The sequence below is a fragment of the Umezawaea tangerina genome (genome assembly GCF_003002815.1).
Lineage (GTDB): Bacteria > Actinomycetota > Actinomycetes > Mycobacteriales > Pseudonocardiaceae > Umezawaea > Umezawaea tangerina.
The window spans coordinates 67828-82496 of sequence record NZ_PVTF01000003.1 but is presented as its reverse complement, the minus strand read 5'-3'; the positions used below and the strand labels follow the sequence as shown (position 1 = coordinate 82496).

Below are 14669 nucleotides of genomic sequence, written 5' to 3'. Positions count from 1 at the left end.
ACGACACCATTGTCCGTGAAGATTCGGAGTTGTGCGGGTACCAGCGCTAGTCCCCAGATTGCGGCCGTTCACCTCGACGATCTTCGCGGAGATGACGGCGCTCGCCCAGCGCACCGGCGCGGTGAACCTCGGGCAGGGCTTCCCGGACACCGACGGCCCCGCCGGGATGCTCGCCGCGGCCAAGGACGCCATCGACGGCGGTCTCAACCAGTACCCGCCCGGCCCCGGCATGCCGGTGCTGCGCCAGGCGGTCGCCGAGCACCGCACCCGGTACGGCACCCAGTACGACCCGGACACGGAAGTGCTGGTCACGGTGGGTGCGACCGAGGCGATCGCGGCCGCGCTGCTCGCGCTCGTGGAGCCCGGTGACGAGGTCGTGCTGTTCGAGCCGTACTACGACTCCTACGCCGCGTCGGTCGCGATGGCGGGTGCCGCCCGCCGCACCGTGAGCCTGGTCGAGGACCCGGTCAGCGGCCGGTTCGGCCTCGACGTCGAGGCGCTGCGGGCGGCCATCGGGCCGAAGACCCGCGCGCTGCTGATCAACACCCCGCACAACCCGACCGGCACCGTGCTGACCCGCGCGGAGCTGGAGGCGGTGGCCGCGCTGTGCGTCGAGCACGACCTGGTCGCCATCACCGACGAGGTCTACGAGCACCTGGTGTTCGACGCCAACGAGCACGTGCCGCTGGCGACGCTGCCCGGCATGGCCGAGCGGACCGTGACGATCTCCAGCGCCGGGAAGACGTTCAACTGCACCGGCTGGAAGATCGGCTGGGTGTGCGCGACCCCGGAGCTGGTGTCCGCGATCAAGGCGGCCAAGCAGTTCATCACCTTCGTCGGCGGCGCCCCGTTCCAGCCCGCCGTGGCCTACGCGCTGCGCAACGAGCTGGCCTGGGTCGAGGACCTGCGGACCTCGTTGGCGACCAAGCGATCCCGGCTGTCGGAGGGCCTGGCGGAGGCGGGCTTCGCGGTCCGGCCGAGCGAGGGCACCTACTTCATCACCGCCGACGTCCGCCCGCTCGGCTTCACCGACGGCGCCGAGCTGTGCCGGGCGCTGCCGGAGCGGATCGGGGTCGCGGCGGTGCCCGTGCAGGTGTTCACCGACCACCCCGACCAGTGGCGGCACCTGGTGCGGTTCGCGTTCTGCAAGAAGGACGAGGTGCTCGACGACGCGCTGCGCAGGCTGCACAAGCTCACCGGGTGACACGATCGGGCTAGTGGCGGATCCGAACCGGACCCGACCGCTTCCAAGCGGGCATGCGAGAACTCACGAACGCCCACCTGGTGGCCATGGCGCGGCTCGGCGACGAGGGCGCGTGGCGGGAGATCGTCCAACGGCACCTGCCGCTGATCTGGTCGGTGGCCAGGGCGGCCCGGCTGCGCGAGGCCGACGCGGCCGACGTCTGCCAGTGCACCTGGCTGGCGCTGGCCGAGCACCTCCACCGGATCCGCGAGCCCGCGAGGCTTTCCGGCTGGCTGGTCACCACCGCGCGGCACGAGGCCTCGCGGGTCCGCAAGATCCGCGGCCGCGAGCTGCCCGTCGACCTGTGGGGCCCGCCCGAGCCCGCCCTCCCCGGCCCGGAGGAGGGCGTCCTCGCCGACGACCGGGCGGTCCGGCTGTGGCGGGCGTTCGCGGGCCTGACCGACCAGTGCCGCGACATCCTGCGGATGGTCGCCCACGCGCCGGAGCTCAGCTACCAGGAGGTCGCGCGGGTGCTGGGCATGCCGGTCGGCAGCCTCGGCTCCACCCGCAGCCGCTGCCTCGCCGTGCTGCGCCGCCGGATGGACGCGGAGGTGCGGGTGTGACCGCCGACCGCGACCTCCTCGACGCCCTCGCCGCCGTGCTGGACCTCGTCGACCCCGTCCCGCCCCACCTGGCCGAGGCAGCCGGGTTCCACCCGCCGACCGACGCCGCCCCGATGGACCTGCTCACCGACTCCGCCCTCACCGCACCCGCCGGGGTCCGCGGCGACGGCGGTACGCGCACCCTGCGCTTCACCGGCCCCGGCACGACCGTCGACCTCCGGCTGGACACCGCCACCCGCCTCGGCGTCCGCGCCATCGGCCTCGTCCACCCCGCCGTCGACGGCAGCACGATCCGCGCGACCTGGCCGGACGGCGTGCGGAGCGCTCCCGTCGACCCGATCGGCCGCTTCCACCTCGACCCGCTGCCCACCGGCCCGCTCCGCTTCGTCCTGCGCCGACCGACCCTCCCCGACCTCAGCACCGGGTGGTTCGTCCAGTGAGGGCGGTGGAGCAGCGCCTGCTCGCCCGGCACGCCGCCTGCCTGGAGCAGGTCGAGCTGGGCAGGCTCCCCGAGGCCGGGCGGATGGCCGGGCGGGCGCTGGCGGCGGCCCGGCGGGCGGGCGCGGTGGAGGTGGCGGCGAAGCTCCACCTGACCCTGGCCTGGGTGGAGCTCGACCGCGGTCGCCCGGACAGCAGCACCCGGCACCTCGACGCCGCGCTGCCCGGCCTGACCGGCAACGACCTCGCCAGGGCGAACTGCCTGCGCGGCCTGCACCTGTGCCTGCACGCGGAGCCGCGGGCGGCGGTCACCCGGCTCACCGCGGCGATCCGGGAGCTGCGCCGGTGCGGCGACCAGTGGTGGCTGGCCAACGCGCTGGTCGGCCGGGGCATCGCCCGCGCGTACGCGCTCCGGCCCGCCGCCGCGGACGCCGACTTCCGCGCCGCGCGGACCGTGCTGCTCGCCATCGGCGAACGGGACCGGGCCGCGATGTGCTTGCACAACAGGGGTTTCGTCGCCATGGTCGCCGGTGACCTGCCGACCGCCCTGCGCCACTACGAGGACGCGGCGCGGGAAGGTCTGGCCGCTGTCCGACGACCGGAGGCGCTCATCGACCGCGCCGAGGCGCTGCTCGCCGCGGGACTGGTCGGCGAGGCGCGGGAGGTGCTGGCGCCCGCGATCACCCTGCTCGACCGGTGCGACCGGGGGTCGCGGATGCCGGACGCGGTGCTGCTCGCCGCGCGGTGCGCGTTGGCGGACAACGACTTCCCGGCCGCCCGCGCGCTGGCCGAGCGGGCCGCGAGGATCTTCCGCGCGCAGCGCCGCGACCCGTGGCCGTCGAACGCGGTGGCGCTGCGCGCCCGGTGGGCGACGGGCGAGCGGCCGCGGGCCGGGCGGGCCGCGGCCGAGTGCGACCGCGCGGGCCGCCCCGAGGACGCCGCCGAGCTGCGGTTGGCCGCCGGTCTCCCGGTGCCCCGCCGAGGTGGCACGGCACGGCTGCGGGCGCTGTCCTTGCTGGACCGGGCGCGGCGCGCGCCGGACCGCCGACGGGCGGCCGCCGCCTGCCGGGCGGGTCTGGCGCTGGTCGACCCGCACACCTGGCCCGGCACCGAGCTGCGGTCGATCGCACTGGGACACGCGCTGGCCCACGGCGACGCGCGGGCCGTGCTGCGCTGGTCGCGGGTCGAGGCACCCGCCGCCGCGCCGGTGTCCGGTCGGCTCGCCGAGCGGCTCCGGTCGGCCAGGGGGAGGGGTGACCAGGACCGGGTCGTCCAGCTGGAGCGGGAGATCCGCAGGCTGTCCCTCGCGGCGCCGCGCACCGCACCACCCGCGGCCGTGCCGTCGGGCACGACGCTGCTCGCCTTCACCATCCACAACGGACATCTCATCGCAGTGTCCGTTGTGGACGGACGCTGTCGCCTGCACCGCCTGCCGCCGGTCGACCACCACGTCCACGCCCTCCGGCTGGCCGTCGAGACCGGTCACGAGGACGCCGTGCGGGCGTCGGCCGACGCGCTCGACGCTCTCCTCCCGCCGACCGGGGACGGTCCGGTCACCATCACGGGCGGCCCGCCGGGCCTGCCGTGGGCGGCGCTGCCGTCCTACCGCGGCCGACCGGTCTCGCTCGGCGCAGCTCCGCCCGACGCGGACCCGCCGCGCACCCACGCGTGGATCGCGGGCCCGGACCTGGTGCACGCCGACCGCGAGGTCGCCGACCTGCGCCGCGCGCACGGCGGAACGGTGCTGGCGGGCCGGGCGGCGACCGTCGAGGCGGCCCTGCGGGCGATGGACGGCGTGGACGTCGCGCACCTGGCCGCGCACGGGCACCTGCGCGGCGACCAGCCGCTGTTCTCGTCCCTGCAACTGGCCGGCGGTCCGCTGCACGGCCACGACCTCGACCGGCTGGCCCGGCCCCCGCGGATCGTGGTGCTGTCCGCGTGCGACTCCGGGCTGGCCCCGGCGTTCCTGCGGCGCGGTGCGAAGGCCGTCGTCGCCAGCACGCTGACCGTGCCCGACGACCGCGCGCCCGCGCTGATGGCCGCGTTCCACGACGGCCTGCGCTCCGGCCTCGGACCGGCCGCGGCCCTCGCGGACGCCCAGGTGCGGCACGGCGACCGGCGGTTCAGCTGCTTCGGGCCGGGCTGACCCCCGCGGGCGCGAACTCCGCCACCGCCTGGGCGCGCGCCTCCCGCGCACCGCGGCCTTGGCGCACCAGCTCGGCGACGCGGGCCGCGACCCGCGGGGCGGCGAACGACGTGCCGCTCCACCGCGCGTACCCGTAGTCCCTGGTCACAGGGCCCAACCGGACGTGGCTGCTGACCACGTCCACGCCGGGCGCGACGGCGTCGACCCACGAGCCGCGGTTGGAGAACGCGGCGTCGGCGCCGACGGCGAGCACGTCGGGCAGCGCGGCGGGCCAGGACGGGCGGGAGGTGGCCCCGTTGCCCGCGGCGGCCACCACCACCGCGTCCGGGAAGGCGCTGACCTCGCTGCGCAGGACCGGCGGGCACCGGTCGTCGGCGGTGTGGCAGCCCGCGGTGAGCAGCACGACGTCGAGCCGCTCGCCGTGCTCGGCGGCCTCGCGCCGGGCGCGGTGCAGGCCCGCGGCGACGGTGAGGTCGTCGGTCAGGCCCAGCGACGACAGCACCCGGTGCTGACGGATGACGACGCCCGGCGCGTGCTGGAGCAGGACGCCCGCGACGAACGTGCCGTGGCCCGCGTGCCGGTCCTGGCCCGTGCGGCCGTCGAGGACCTCGGGGGTCTGCTCCCGCTCGGTGAACCAGCGCCTGCCCGCGAACCACGGGTGCGGGTCGAGGCCGGTGTCGAGCACGGCCGCGGTCACGTCCCAGCGCTCGTGGCGGGGCGGGTCGGAGGGTGCGGCCTCTGGCGGCACCGGGCAGGCCGTGCCGAACATGATCGGGCTGCCGACGTGGACGTGGTTGGGCGCGTACCCGTGGTCCACGGCGATCTGGACGCACCGGACGCGCTCGGCGGGCCGCAGCCGGACGCGCGCCACCCGCCGGTCCGCGGGGTGCTCGACGTGATCGATCCAGCGGCCCAACCGGTCCACCGCGCGTGGCAGTTCGTCCGGAAAGACCAGCAGTTCGCCCGAACGGACCAAGGTCTCGGCAGGGCCACCGGGTCGTGCAGGACCAGGTCCGGCACCTCGGCCCGCCAGCCGCCGACCAGTTCCGCGAGGGAGGTGACCTGCGCGCTTCCCGCCAGTTCGTCGTCCACGACGGACACCATCGCCGACCGGGACGACCGTCCACAGCGGACTCCGGCGCGCATCACCCGAAGTCGTGAACAGCGACGGAAAGTGTTCACCCGGCGGGGCGACTACCCGGACAGCCGCACCACGCAGCCCTTCCGAGTGGTTCCGGCCGATAGCGTTCGAAAACGCGGTCACCAGTGCTAGACATGACACATCGTCAGCCCCGAGCAGCCGACTGCGTTCGCGGTGACCTGGAACGGTGGTGATTTCCGTGGCAGGAGCAGATGCGGTGCGCAGCACCGGATCTCTGCTGGTGCGGGCGCTCACCATCGGCGGGCTCGCGGCGGCGGCGTGGCTGGTCGGCGGCGCGGTCGCGTCCGCCGACACGGTCGACCACGGTGTCGGTGACACCAGGGCGGTCGACATCGTCCACTCCGTCCTGGCCGAGCACCGCGTGTCCGTCGAGGACACTCAGGTCGACGTCACGGGCATCAGCGAGCAGTGGACCACCGCGATGGCCGCGGCGCCCGTCGACCTCGGTTTCCTCGAACCGGCCGATGAGCCGGAGCAGGACGCCGAGCCCGAGGAGACCACCCCCGCCGAGGACGACTCCTCCACAGAGGAGCTCTCCTTCTCCGGCGGGATCATCAGCAACGCCACCGAGCGCTCGGGCACGATCTCGAACGCGATGCCCGCCGAGCTGTACGCGGCGAAGGTCGAGGCCAAGGTGGCCGCGAAGCTCGCCGCGCAACCGGCACCGGACCCCGTCGTCGAGGCACCCGCCCCGGTCGTGGCCGAGGCGGAGGTCGTCGTCGCCCCGGTCGCCGTGCAGCAGTGGACGATCCCGGCGATCCACGTGAGCGCCCCGGTCGTCGACGTGGAGCCCGCCGCGCCGTCGAGCGGTCCGGAGTGGGAGACGCCGCGGCCCGCCGCGCCCGCCCCCGCGCCCCAGCCCGCCTCGGCCCCGACGGCCCCCACCGCGTCCTCCAGCGGCCACGACACCTCGGGCGGCGCCCGCGGTGGGGCGTCGGCCGTGACGACCGCACAGGCCGCACCGCGAGCACCGTCCACGTGGACGGTCGAGCGGCGCGACGAGGCGCGCACCCCCGGCAGCGTGCAAGGCCTGCCGAGCTCGTCGCCCGACTGACCCTGGCACGACTGCGCCCTGAGCACGCCCGCGGACCCCTGACCCCCGGTCCCGCCTGCTCGTGATCCTCCTCAGCACCACCTCGGCTGTGCCCGTCCTCGGCGTTTCGCGCCGCGGTTCCGAGCACGCCCACCCAGCTTCCCGACCTGCCGACCGCGCCCCAGCAGGTCGGGGCCGGCCCAGGTGCCTGCACTGCCCCGCAGCACCAGGGCCTCACCCCGGAACCTGCGGCAGGGACGTTCCGCCCCGAACGTCCCCGCCGCAGGTCCACGGGAACTGCCACCGACACACCGGCACATCGAGGGGCTGTGCCGGAAGTCCGGTTGGTAGGCGCAGAGCGGTCCCCGCCGCCGCCAGACCGCGGCGGGGACCTGAACCCCGAGGTCAGGCGACCGGAACCGCCAGGTCGCCGTCGATCGCCGTCGTGGACCCCGCGACCAGCGCGGCCACGGAGCCCAGCCGCCGCGCCGCGTCCCGCAGGACGTCCGACGGCAGCGCGTACGGCAGCCGCAACCACCGTTCGAGCCCGCCCTGCGCCGCGAACCGCGCGCCGGGAGCCAGCCGGACCCCGTGGCTCTGCGCCATCACCGCGATCCGCGTGCTGATCGGCGCGTCGAGCCCGCACCACAGCACGAGCCCGCCCGACGGCCGCCGGACCGCCCAGCCGGGGCAGTGCTCGCGCAGGCTGTCGATCAGCACGTCCCGTTGCAGCGCCAGCTCCACCCGGCGGCCGCGCAGCGCGGAGTCCGAACCGGCCAGCAGCTCGGCCGTCAGCAGCTGCTCGAACACCGGGGTGCCCAAGTCGACCGACGTGCGGGTGGACACCAGCCGGTGCGCGACGTCGGGCGTGGCGCGGATCCAGCCGATCCGCATACCGCCCCAGTGCGACTTGCTGGCCGAGCCGATCGTCACGACCAGCTCGTCGGCGAACGCGGCCATCGGCGGCGGCGCGTCCTCCGGGTCGCCGTCGAGGTCCAGGTCCACCAGGGACTCGTCGATGATCGCCGGTGTGCGGGCGCGGCGCAGCAGCTCGCCGAGCCGGGCCCTGCCCGGTGCGTCGAGCCGGTGCCCGGTCGGGTTGTGGAAGTCCAGCACCAGGTAGGCGACCCGCGGCGCGGCCTGGCGCAGCGCGGCGGCGATGCCGGGGAGGTCCCAGCCCTCCGACGTGAGCGGCACCGGCACCGGGATGGCCGACATCGACCGGATGGCGTCGAGCGCGTTCGGGTAGCTGGGCTGCTCGACCAGCACCCGGTCGCCGGGGCCGGTGAACAGCCGCAACGCCAGCCCGATCGCGTGCTGCGCACCGCTGGTGACGACGATCTGGTCGGGCGAGGTGGGCAGGCCGCGCGCGGAGTAGCGGTCGGCGATCAGCTTCCGCAGCTCCAGCACGCCGTGCTCGTGGTAGCCGTGCCCGGCCAGGTGCTCGGGCATCCGCAGCCGCACGGCGTCCATCGCCGCGGCCAGGTTCGGGAGCGCGGGCGGCGCGGCGCGGGCCAGGTCGATCAGCCCGCGCTCGGCGGGCACCAGGTCGGTGACCGGGCGGAACACCCCGCTCGGCACGGTGATCCACGACCCCGCGCCGCGGCGGCTGGCCACCAGGCCGTCCTCGCGGAGCTGGTCCAGCGCGGCGGAGACCAGCGTGCGGCTCACCGGCAGCGCGTCGGCGATCTCCCGTTCCGCGGGCAGCCGGGTGCCCGCGGGGAGCTGGCCCTCCACCACGAGCATCCGGATTCCCGCCGCCAGGTCGGTGGTGCCCTGCCGGGCTCCGCGACGACGCCAATCGCCCAGCAACCGGGCCAACCGGTGGCCTGATACCCGTCCACCTACTGGGATGTCGTGGTCCATGAGGCCAATTATTGGCGATTGGCACTGGATTACAAGGCCAATCGGCCCGCACGATGGCCGCATGGCCTCTCCACGTCTCGCCGCGCTCACGTCCGCCCCGGTCACCGTCGCCCCCGCCCGGCGGCTGACCCAGTTGGCGATCGGCCTGTGGCTCTACGGCGCGAGCATGGCGCTGCAGATCCGCGGCACCCTCGGCCTGGCGCCGTGGGACGTGCTGCACGAGGGCCTGACCAAGCGCACCGGCCTGAGCTTCGGCACGATCACCGTGATCGTCGGCGCACTGGTCCTGCTCTGCTGGATCCCGCTCAGACAACGCCCCGGCGTGGGCACGGTGTCCAACGTCGTGCTGATCGGCGTGGCCGTGGACGCGACCCTGGCGATGGTCCCCGAGCCCACCGCCCTGCTGCTCCGGATCGCCCTGCTGACCTCGGGCATCGTCCTCAACGCCCTGGCGGCCGCCGTGTACATCGGCGCCCGGCTGGGCCCCGGCCCCCGCGACGGCCTGACCACGGGTCTCTGCGCCCGCACCGGCATCTCGCTGCGGCTGGTGCGCACCGTCATCGAGGTGACCGTGCTCCTGGGCGGCTGGCTGCTCGGCGGCACCCTGGGCATCGGCACCGTCCTGTACGCCCTGGCCATCGGTCCGCTCACCCAGGCGTTCCTGCCCAGGCTGACCTGGGCCGGGGTCACGCCCCCTGCGCGACCCGCTTCCTGACCTCGACGTAGTTCACGCCGCGCGCCTCCAGCACCTCGGTGACGAGCCCTCCGCCCGCCAGCAGCGCGAGCACGAGGTGCTCGTTGCCGAGGTAGTTGTGCCCGAGGTCCCTGGCCTCGTGCAGGCTGCGCTCCAGCGTCTTCTTCAGCTCGGGCTCGAACGACTTGTGCTCGCCGAAGAGCCACCGCTTCCTGCTGGTCCCCATCGACGCCAGCGCGCCCTCGCCCAGCGACTGCTCGACGCTGTCGACGATCCGGTCGAGGTCGATCCCGAGCTCCTTGAGCGCCTCGGTGTCCGCCTCGCTCAGCCCGCCCTTGCGCCGGGCCTCCCGCAGCGCGCCCTCGACCTCCTCGCGGGACAGGTCGAACCCCGCCAGCGCCGGGGACTCCAGCAGTGCCAACAACATGTGCCGCCTGCCGATGCGCGGCGCCGACTCGCGCTCGGCCTCCTTGACCGCGTCGCGCACCGCTTGGCGGGCCTCGCGCGTGAACCGTTCGCCGATCATCCCCGTCCTCCGTGCTTCTTGTGGACGGCCTGCCGGGTGACCCCCAGCTCGGCCGCGATCTCCTGCCATGACCAGCCCCGGACACGGGCGTTGCGGACCTGGACGGACTCCAGCTGCTCCAGCAGCCTGCGCAGCGCGCTCACCGCGCGCAGCCCCACCTTCGGGTCCTGGTCCCCAGCCGCCGAGGCCAACTCGGTCGCCTTAGTCATGACGTCAACGTAGGTTGACACTCGGCGTTTGTCAACCGAAGTTGACGCTACGGTGAGGCCATGGCGAAGATCGAAACCGCGGAACGCCCCGCTCCCGGCCGCCCGACCGAGGACCGGGTCTTCGTCCTCCCCAACGCGGTCGTCGTGCTCGACGGCGTCACCTCGCGCCGCCCGCCCGACCGCAACGGCGGCTGGTACGCCCAGGTCCTCGGCACCGAGCTCACCGGGCTGCTCACCTCCGACGGCGACCTGGCCGACCTCCTCGCCACCGCCATCACCCGCGTCACCACCCGCTACGACCTGGTTCCCGGCGACGCCCCGTCCAGCACCATCGCCATCGCCCGCTGGACCGACGAGGAGATCGACACCCTGGTCCTGGCGGACAGCCCGATCGTGGCGTTCGGCCCCACCACCACTGTGATTGCCGACACACGCCTGGCGGAACTGCGCGGAGTCGCCTCCCCCATCACCGACTGGAAGAACCGCGAAGGCGGTTACTGGGTCGCCGAGGCGGACCCCGAAGCCGCCCACCGAGCGGTCCGGACCACCCTGCCCAGAGCCGGGATCGGGACTGTGATCATGGCCACCGACGGGGTCTCCTGCGGCGTCGACGACTACCGGATCTTCCCCGACTGGGAGACCGTCCTGGAGATCATCACCACCCGCGGCCCGGAGGCCGTCCTCGACGACGTCCGAACCGCCGAGCTCTCCGATCCGGAACGCACTCGCTGGCCCCGGTACAAAACCCACGACGACCAGGCTCTGGCGATAATCCACCTGGACAATTAGCCGAAACAATCGACAGGAAATCCCACCGACAAACCGCAGGAAACCACCCCTGCACCCACCGGGGGGTGCAGGGGGGCGAAGCCCGCCCTGCCTTGGGGTCTGGGGCGAGAGCCCCGGAATCGCACAGAATGAGACAGCCCCGTCTGCGATTTCCGCAGACGGGGCTGTCCCGATGTCGAATGGCCAGGGGCGGGGTCGAACCGCCGACCTACCGCTTTTCAGGCGGTCGCTCGTACCAACTGAGCTACCTGGCCATGTAGCGGCCGGGATGTGACCGAACGCTATAGCGACCCAGACGGGACTCGAACCCGCGACCTTCGCCGTGACAGGGCGACGCGCTAACCAACTGCGCCACTGGGCCTTGCTGTACTGCTGTCTTGCATTCTAGCGTGTCACTTTGCCTAGCCTAACACGTGCCCCCAACGGGATTCGAACCCGTGCTACCGCCTTGAAAGGGCGGGGTCCTAGGCCGCTAGACGATGGGGACCCTTGCAACTTCCGGCAGCCCTTGTGTGGGCCACCCTCTGTCTCGGGCCCTCCAACCGCTGTCCGTTGGAAGCTCCGTAAGCATAAGGCACGAGTGCCCACTACTCCAAAACGGGGGTCCCGTTTATCGACTGAGCTGGGATTTCACCTCCTGAATCGGCTCCGACGGGTGCCCGCGCACCCGTCGGAGCACCGGCACGCCTACCGCTGGACGGGTGTGGGGCCGCCGTCCTCTCCTGGGGACAGCCCGAGCATGTCCAGCAGCAGCCGGCAGTCCTCGGCGTCCAACGCGCCTCGGGCCACCGCGAGCCGTGCCCGGTGCACTTGATCATCGGAGATCCGCGATGGCTCGCCGGTCCGCTGAGCGGGTACGCCACCCGCGCCCTGGCGTGACAAACCGTCGTCCTGGGTCCACAGGAACTGACGGACTTCTAGGGATCCACTCATGACACCCTCCCCGACTTGAGGTTGGCGCGAGGCTAAGCGACCCCGGTCGGGCGCCGCAGCCCCCCGGAGAGTGATTCCTTCACGACTCAGTGTCACTCCCCGTAGGTGCCTCACCGGAACGACTGGAGGAGGATGGGCGCATGTCAGAGGTGGAACCCGAACCCAAGCCCCCGTTCACGCCCGCCGAGATCCCCGCCGACCTCGACGTCGCGGCGATCACCCAGGACGCGCAAGCGATCTTGGGAGGGCTGACGATCACGGACCTGGAGTCCGACATCGGGGCGTTGCTGGACGACCGGATGGGCAAGCTGGAGGAGATGCTCGACGGGCTGGACGCGCTGGTCGCGCGGATCGAGGGCGAGATGGACCAGCACGAGGGGAAGACCGACCCTCCACAGTAGACTCGACGGTCACACCCAGCTCCCAGTCGGACACGGTGCGCGTCCCGTGATCAGCCGCACTGTGTCCGACCACTACCCCCTGGGGGTATGTTGGGCTTCAGCGTCACCCCCGTCGAGAGGACCACGGCCCATGTCCGTCACCGCCACCTTCACCGTCTCCGGAATGACCTGCGGCCACTGCGTCAGCTCGGTCACCGAGGAGATCAGCGAGCTCGACGGCGTCACCGACGTCTCGGTCGTGCTCGACAGCGGCGCGGTCACCGTGACCAGCAGCCGCGAACTGGGCCAGGACGAGGTGAAGGCCGCCGTGACGGAGGCCGGCTACCAGCTGGTGGGCTGACCGCGCCATGACCACCACGGAGTCCAGGCCCCACGAGCGCGTCGAGCTGGCCATCGGCGGCATGACGTGCGCGTCGTGCGCCAACCGGATCGAGCGCAAGCTCAACAAGCTCGACGGCGTGACCGCGTCGGTCAACTACGCCACCGAGAAGGCGAGCGTCGAGTTCCCGGTCGGCCTGCGGGTGCAGGACCTGGTCTCCGCGGTCGAGGCGGCGGGGTACGAGGCCACGCCGCCGAGCACCGACGACTCGCCGCCCGCCGGGACCGAGCACGGCGGCGACCTCGGCCTCCGGCTGTCGATCGCGGTCGCCCTGGGGCTGCCGGTGGTCGTGCTGTCGATGGTCCCGGTGCTCCAGTTCCCGGCGTGGCAGTGGTTCTCGCTCGCGCTGGCGAGCACCGTGGTGTGGGTCTGCGGCTGGCCGTTCCACCGGGTCGCCGCGGTCAACCTGCGCCACGGCGCGAGCACCATGGACACGCTGGTGTCGATGGGCGTGGTCGTCTCCTACCTGTGGTCGTTGTACGCCTTGGTGTTCGGCGGCGCGGGCATGATCGGCATGACGCACGAGTTCAGCTTCGTGCCGCGGCCCTCGGCGACCACCGACGTCTACCTGGAGGTCGCGGTCGGCGTGACCGCGTTCCTGCTGCTCGGCCGCTGGCTCGAGGCCCGGTCGAAGCGCAGTGCCGGTGCCGCGCTGCGGGCGCTGCTCGCGTTGGGGGCCAAGGACGTCGCGGTCCTGCGCGACGGCCGCGAGGCGCGGGTGCCGGTGGCGTCGCTGCGGGTGGACGAGCTGTTCGTCGTGCGCCCCGGTGAGCGGATCGCCACCGACGGGGTCGTGGTCGAGGGCGGTTCGGCGGTCGACAGCTCGATGGTCACCGGCGAGTCCGTGCCGGTGGAGGTCGGTGTCGGCGACGCCGTCGTCGGCGGCACGGTCAACGTCGGCGGCAGGCTCGTCGTGCGGGCCGCGAAGATCGGCGCGGACACCCAGCTCGCCAGGATGGCCTCGCTCGTCGAGCAGGCGCAGGCGGGCAAGGCGGAGGTGCAGCGGCTGGCCGACCGGGTGTCGGCGGTGTTCGTGCCGGTGGTGCTGGGCCTCGCGGTGCTGACCCTCGGGACCTGGCTGCTGCTCGGCCGTCCGGTCGAGTTCGCGGTCACGGCCGCGGTGGCCGTGCTGGTCATCGCCTGCCCGTGCGCGCTCGGCCTGGCCACGCCGACGGCGCTGCTGGTCGGCACCGGTCGCGGCGCGCAGCTGGGCATCCTGGTCAAGGGCCCCGAGGTGCTGGAGTCGACCCGCCGCGTCGACACCGTCGTCCTGGACAAGACCGGCACGGTCACCGAGGGCCGCCTGGCGCTGGTCGACGTGGTCACCGCGGACGGCGTGGAGCGGGCGGACCTGCTGCGGGTCGCGGGCGCGGCGGAGGACGGCTCGGAGCACCCCATCGCCGCCGCGATCGTGCGCGGCGCCGGCGCCGAGGTCGGCGAGCTGCCCGGTGTCACCGACTTCCGCAACCGGGAAGGCCTTGGTGTCACGGCGGAGCTGGACGGCCGCGCGGTCGTGGTCGGCAGGCCGCGGCTGCTCGCCGAGCACGGCGTGGAGCTGCCGGACGGGCTGCGCGCGGCGCTCGCCGAGTCGGAGCGGGCGGGTCGCACGGTCGTCGCGGTCGCCGTGGACGGCAAGGCGCACGGCCTGCTCGCGGTGACCGACGTGGTCAAGCCGACCAGTGCCGCCGCGGTGCGGCAGCTGCGCGCGCTCGGCCTGCGACCGGTGCTGCTCACCGGTGACAACGCCGTGGTGGCGCGGGCGGTGGCCGCGCAGGTGGGCATCGACGCGGCGGACGTGGTCGCCGAGGTGCTGCCCGCGGAGAAGGTCGACGCCGTGCGGGACCTGCAGGCGCGCGGACGGGTCGTCGCGATGGTGGGCGACGGCGTGAACGACGCGCCCGCGCTGGCCGCCGCGGACCTCGGTCTGGCGATGGGCACCGGCAGCGACGCGGCCATCGAGGCGGGCGACCTGACGCTGGTGCGCGGTGACCTCCTGGTCGCCGCGGACGCCATCCGCCTGTCCCGCAGGACCCTCGCCGTCATCAGGGGAAATCTTTTCTGGGCGTTCGCCTACAACGTTGCCGGTTTGCCGTTGGCGGCACTGGGATTGTTGAACCCCATGCTCGCGGGCGCGGCGATGGCCTTCTCCAGCGTTTTCGTGGTCACGAACAGCTTGCGCCTGAAGCGATTCCGCCCGACCGCGACCTGAAGATTTCCCGGCAACCCCCTCCCCGGCCGAGCGTGCGCGTGCAACAATCCGAACTGCTGACACACCCCCGGTCAGCAC

The 14669-nt window shown here is 73.7% G+C and carries 15 protein-coding genes and 3 tRNA genes; 10 read left to right on the top strand and 8 right to left on the bottom strand.

The annotated features are described in order from the left end of the window. Positions 1-31: 31 nt before the first annotated feature. Genes CLV43_RS10610 through CLV43_RS10595 form a run of 4 tightly spaced genes read left to right on the top strand, consistent with a single transcriptional unit; the run spans position 32 to position 4390 of the window. Entirely contained in the window at positions 32-1204 is a 1173-nt protein-coding gene (locus tag CLV43_RS10610) for a pyridoxal phosphate-dependent aminotransferase (RefSeq protein WP_106186948.1), read from the top strand. Between the two features lie 53 nt (positions 1205-1257). Further along, positions 1258-1806, top strand: coding sequence for an RNA polymerase sigma factor (locus CLV43_RS10605; RefSeq protein WP_106186947.1), 549 nt, complete (start codon positions 1258-1260; stop codon positions 1804-1806). Beyond that, positions 1803-2246, top strand: coding sequence for a hypothetical protein (locus CLV43_RS10600; RefSeq protein WP_106186946.1), 444 nt, complete (start codon positions 1803-1805; stop codon positions 2244-2246). Before CLV43_RS10605 ends, CLV43_RS10600 begins: the two co-directional genes overlap by 4 nt. Continuing rightward, entirely contained in the window at positions 2243-4390 is a 2148-nt protein-coding gene (locus CLV43_RS10595; RefSeq protein ID WP_106186945.1) for a CHAT domain-containing protein, read from the top strand. The genes CLV43_RS10600 and CLV43_RS10595 overlap by 4 nt, the downstream gene beginning before the upstream one ends. Here the strand turns inward: CLV43_RS10595 and CLV43_RS10590 are convergent. Then, positions 4368-5315: a S8 family peptidase gene (locus CLV43_RS10590; RefSeq protein ID WP_245886264.1), complete on the bottom strand. Its 948-nt coding sequence runs from the start codon at positions 5313-5315 to the stop codon at positions 4368-4370. The two genes, CLV43_RS10595 and CLV43_RS10590, sit on opposite strands and share 23 nt — an antisense overlap. 415 nt (positions 5316-5730) lie before the next feature. Here CLV43_RS10590 and CLV43_RS10585 point away from each other — a divergent pair, with 415 nt between their 5' ends. Beyond that, complete coding sequence (locus CLV43_RS10585; protein ID WP_146174727.1) at positions 5731-6606, top strand: hypothetical protein; 876 nt, start codon at positions 5731-5733, stop codon at positions 6604-6606. A 384-nt stretch (positions 6607-6990) separates the two neighbouring features. Here the strand turns inward: CLV43_RS10585 and yczR are convergent, their stop codons facing one another. Then, a complete protein-coding gene (gene yczR / locus CLV43_RS10580; protein ID WP_106186943.1) occupies positions 6991-8451 on the bottom strand; it encodes a MocR-like transcription factor YczR in 1461 nt (486 codons plus the stop codon). Between the two features lie 61 nt (positions 8452-8512). Between yczR and yczE the strand changes: the two genes are divergently transcribed. Beyond that, complete coding sequence (yczE, locus tag CLV43_RS10575) at positions 8513-9166, top strand: membrane protein YczE (RefSeq protein ID WP_106186942.1); 654 nt, start codon at positions 8513-8515, stop codon at positions 9164-9166. On the opposite strand, the gene CLV43_RS10570 is transcribed toward yczE, so the two are convergent. Next, the gene (locus tag CLV43_RS10570) at positions 9138-9671 is read right to left on the bottom strand and encodes a Clp protease N-terminal domain-containing protein (RefSeq protein WP_106186941.1); all 534 of its coding nucleotides are present in this window, start codon (positions 9669-9671) and stop codon (positions 9138-9140) included. The genes yczE and CLV43_RS10570 overlap by 29 nt on opposite strands. Next, positions 9668-9880, bottom strand: coding sequence for a helix-turn-helix domain-containing protein (locus tag CLV43_RS10565; RefSeq protein WP_106187522.1), 213 nt, complete (start codon positions 9878-9880; stop codon positions 9668-9670). The genes CLV43_RS10570 and CLV43_RS10565 overlap by 4 nt, the downstream gene beginning before the upstream one ends. Positions 9881-9940: 60 nt before the next feature. Here CLV43_RS10565 and CLV43_RS10560 point away from each other — a divergent pair, with 60 nt between their 5' ends. Next, positions 9941-10669, top strand: coding sequence for a protein phosphatase 2C domain-containing protein (locus CLV43_RS10560; RefSeq protein ID WP_106186940.1), 729 nt, complete (start codon positions 9941-9943; stop codon positions 10667-10669). A 180-nt stretch (positions 10670-10849) separates the two neighbouring features. Here the strand turns inward: CLV43_RS10560 and CLV43_RS10555 are convergent. The 4 genes from CLV43_RS10555 to CLV43_RS10540 all read right to left on the bottom strand — a co-directional run bounded on the left by CLV43_RS10555 (position 10850) and on the right by CLV43_RS10540 (position 11602). Continuing rightward, a tRNA-Phe gene (locus CLV43_RS10555) sits at positions 10850-10923 on the bottom strand. A gap of 33 nt (positions 10924-10956) precedes the next feature. Further along, positions 10957-11030: transfer RNA gene (locus tag CLV43_RS10550), tRNA-Asp, on the bottom strand. Between the two features lie 53 nt (positions 11031-11083). After that, positions 11084-11156 (bottom strand) — tRNA-Glu (locus CLV43_RS10545). Between the two features lie 200 nt (positions 11157-11356). Beyond that, a complete protein-coding gene (locus tag CLV43_RS10540) occupies positions 11357-11602 on the bottom strand; it encodes a hypothetical protein (RefSeq protein ID WP_106186939.1) in 246 nt (81 codons plus the stop codon). Between the two features lie 140 nt (positions 11603-11742). Between CLV43_RS10540 and CLV43_RS10535 the strand changes: the two genes are divergently transcribed. The 3 genes from CLV43_RS10535 to CLV43_RS10525 all read left to right on the top strand — a co-directional run bounded on the left by CLV43_RS10535 (position 11743) and on the right by CLV43_RS10525 (position 14591). After that, complete coding sequence (locus CLV43_RS10535) at positions 11743-12003, top strand: hypothetical protein (protein WP_146174726.1); 261 nt, start codon at positions 11743-11745, stop codon at positions 12001-12003. 130 nt (positions 12004-12133) lie between these two features. After that, positions 12134-12343 carry a heavy-metal-associated domain-containing protein gene (locus tag CLV43_RS10530; RefSeq protein ID WP_106186937.1) on the top strand — a complete coding sequence of 70 codons (210 nt, stop codon included), beginning with the start codon at positions 12134-12136 and terminating at the stop codon, positions 12341-12343. Between the two features lie 7 nt (positions 12344-12350). Then, positions 12351-14591 carry a heavy metal translocating P-type ATPase gene (locus CLV43_RS10525; protein ID WP_106186936.1) on the top strand — a complete coding sequence of 747 codons (2241 nt, stop codon included), beginning with the start codon at positions 12351-12353 and terminating at the stop codon, positions 14589-14591. Positions 14592-14669: the final 78 nt, after the last annotated feature.

Coding starts and splice junctions, on each gene's coding strand:
- CLV43_RS10605 (WP_106186947.1), top strand. CDS start 1,258: ATGCGAGAACTCACGAACGCCCACCTGGTGGCCATGGCGCGGCTCGGC.
- yczR (WP_106186943.1), bottom strand. CDS start 8,451: ATGGACCACGACATCCCAGTAGGTGGACGGGTATCAGGCCACCGGTTG.
- yczE (WP_106186942.1), top strand. CDS start 8,513: ATGGCCTCTCCACGTCTCGCCGCGCTCACGTCCGCCCCGGTCACCGTC.
- CLV43_RS10570 (WP_106186941.1), bottom strand. CDS start 9,671: ATGATCGGCGAACGGTTCACGCGCGAGGCCCGCCAAGCGGTGCGCGAC.
- CLV43_RS10565 (WP_106187522.1), bottom strand. CDS start 9,880: ATGACTAAGGCGACCGAGTTGGCCTCGGCGGCTGGGGACCAGGACCCG.
- CLV43_RS10560 (WP_106186940.1), top strand. CDS start 9,941: ATGGCGAAGATCGAAACCGCGGAACGCCCCGCTCCCGGCCGCCCGACC.
- CLV43_RS10540 (WP_106186939.1), bottom strand. CDS start 11,602: ATGAGTGGATCCCTAGAAGTCCGTCAGTTCCTGTGGACCCAGGACGAC.
- CLV43_RS10535 (WP_146174726.1), top strand. CDS start 11,743: ATGTCAGAGGTGGAACCCGAACCCAAGCCCCCGTTCACGCCCGCCGAG.
- CLV43_RS10530 (WP_106186937.1), top strand. CDS start 12,134: ATGTCCGTCACCGCCACCTTCACCGTCTCCGGAATGACCTGCGGCCAC.
- CLV43_RS10525 (WP_106186936.1), top strand. CDS start 12,351: ATGACCACCACGGAGTCCAGGCCCCACGAGCGCGTCGAGCTGGCCATC.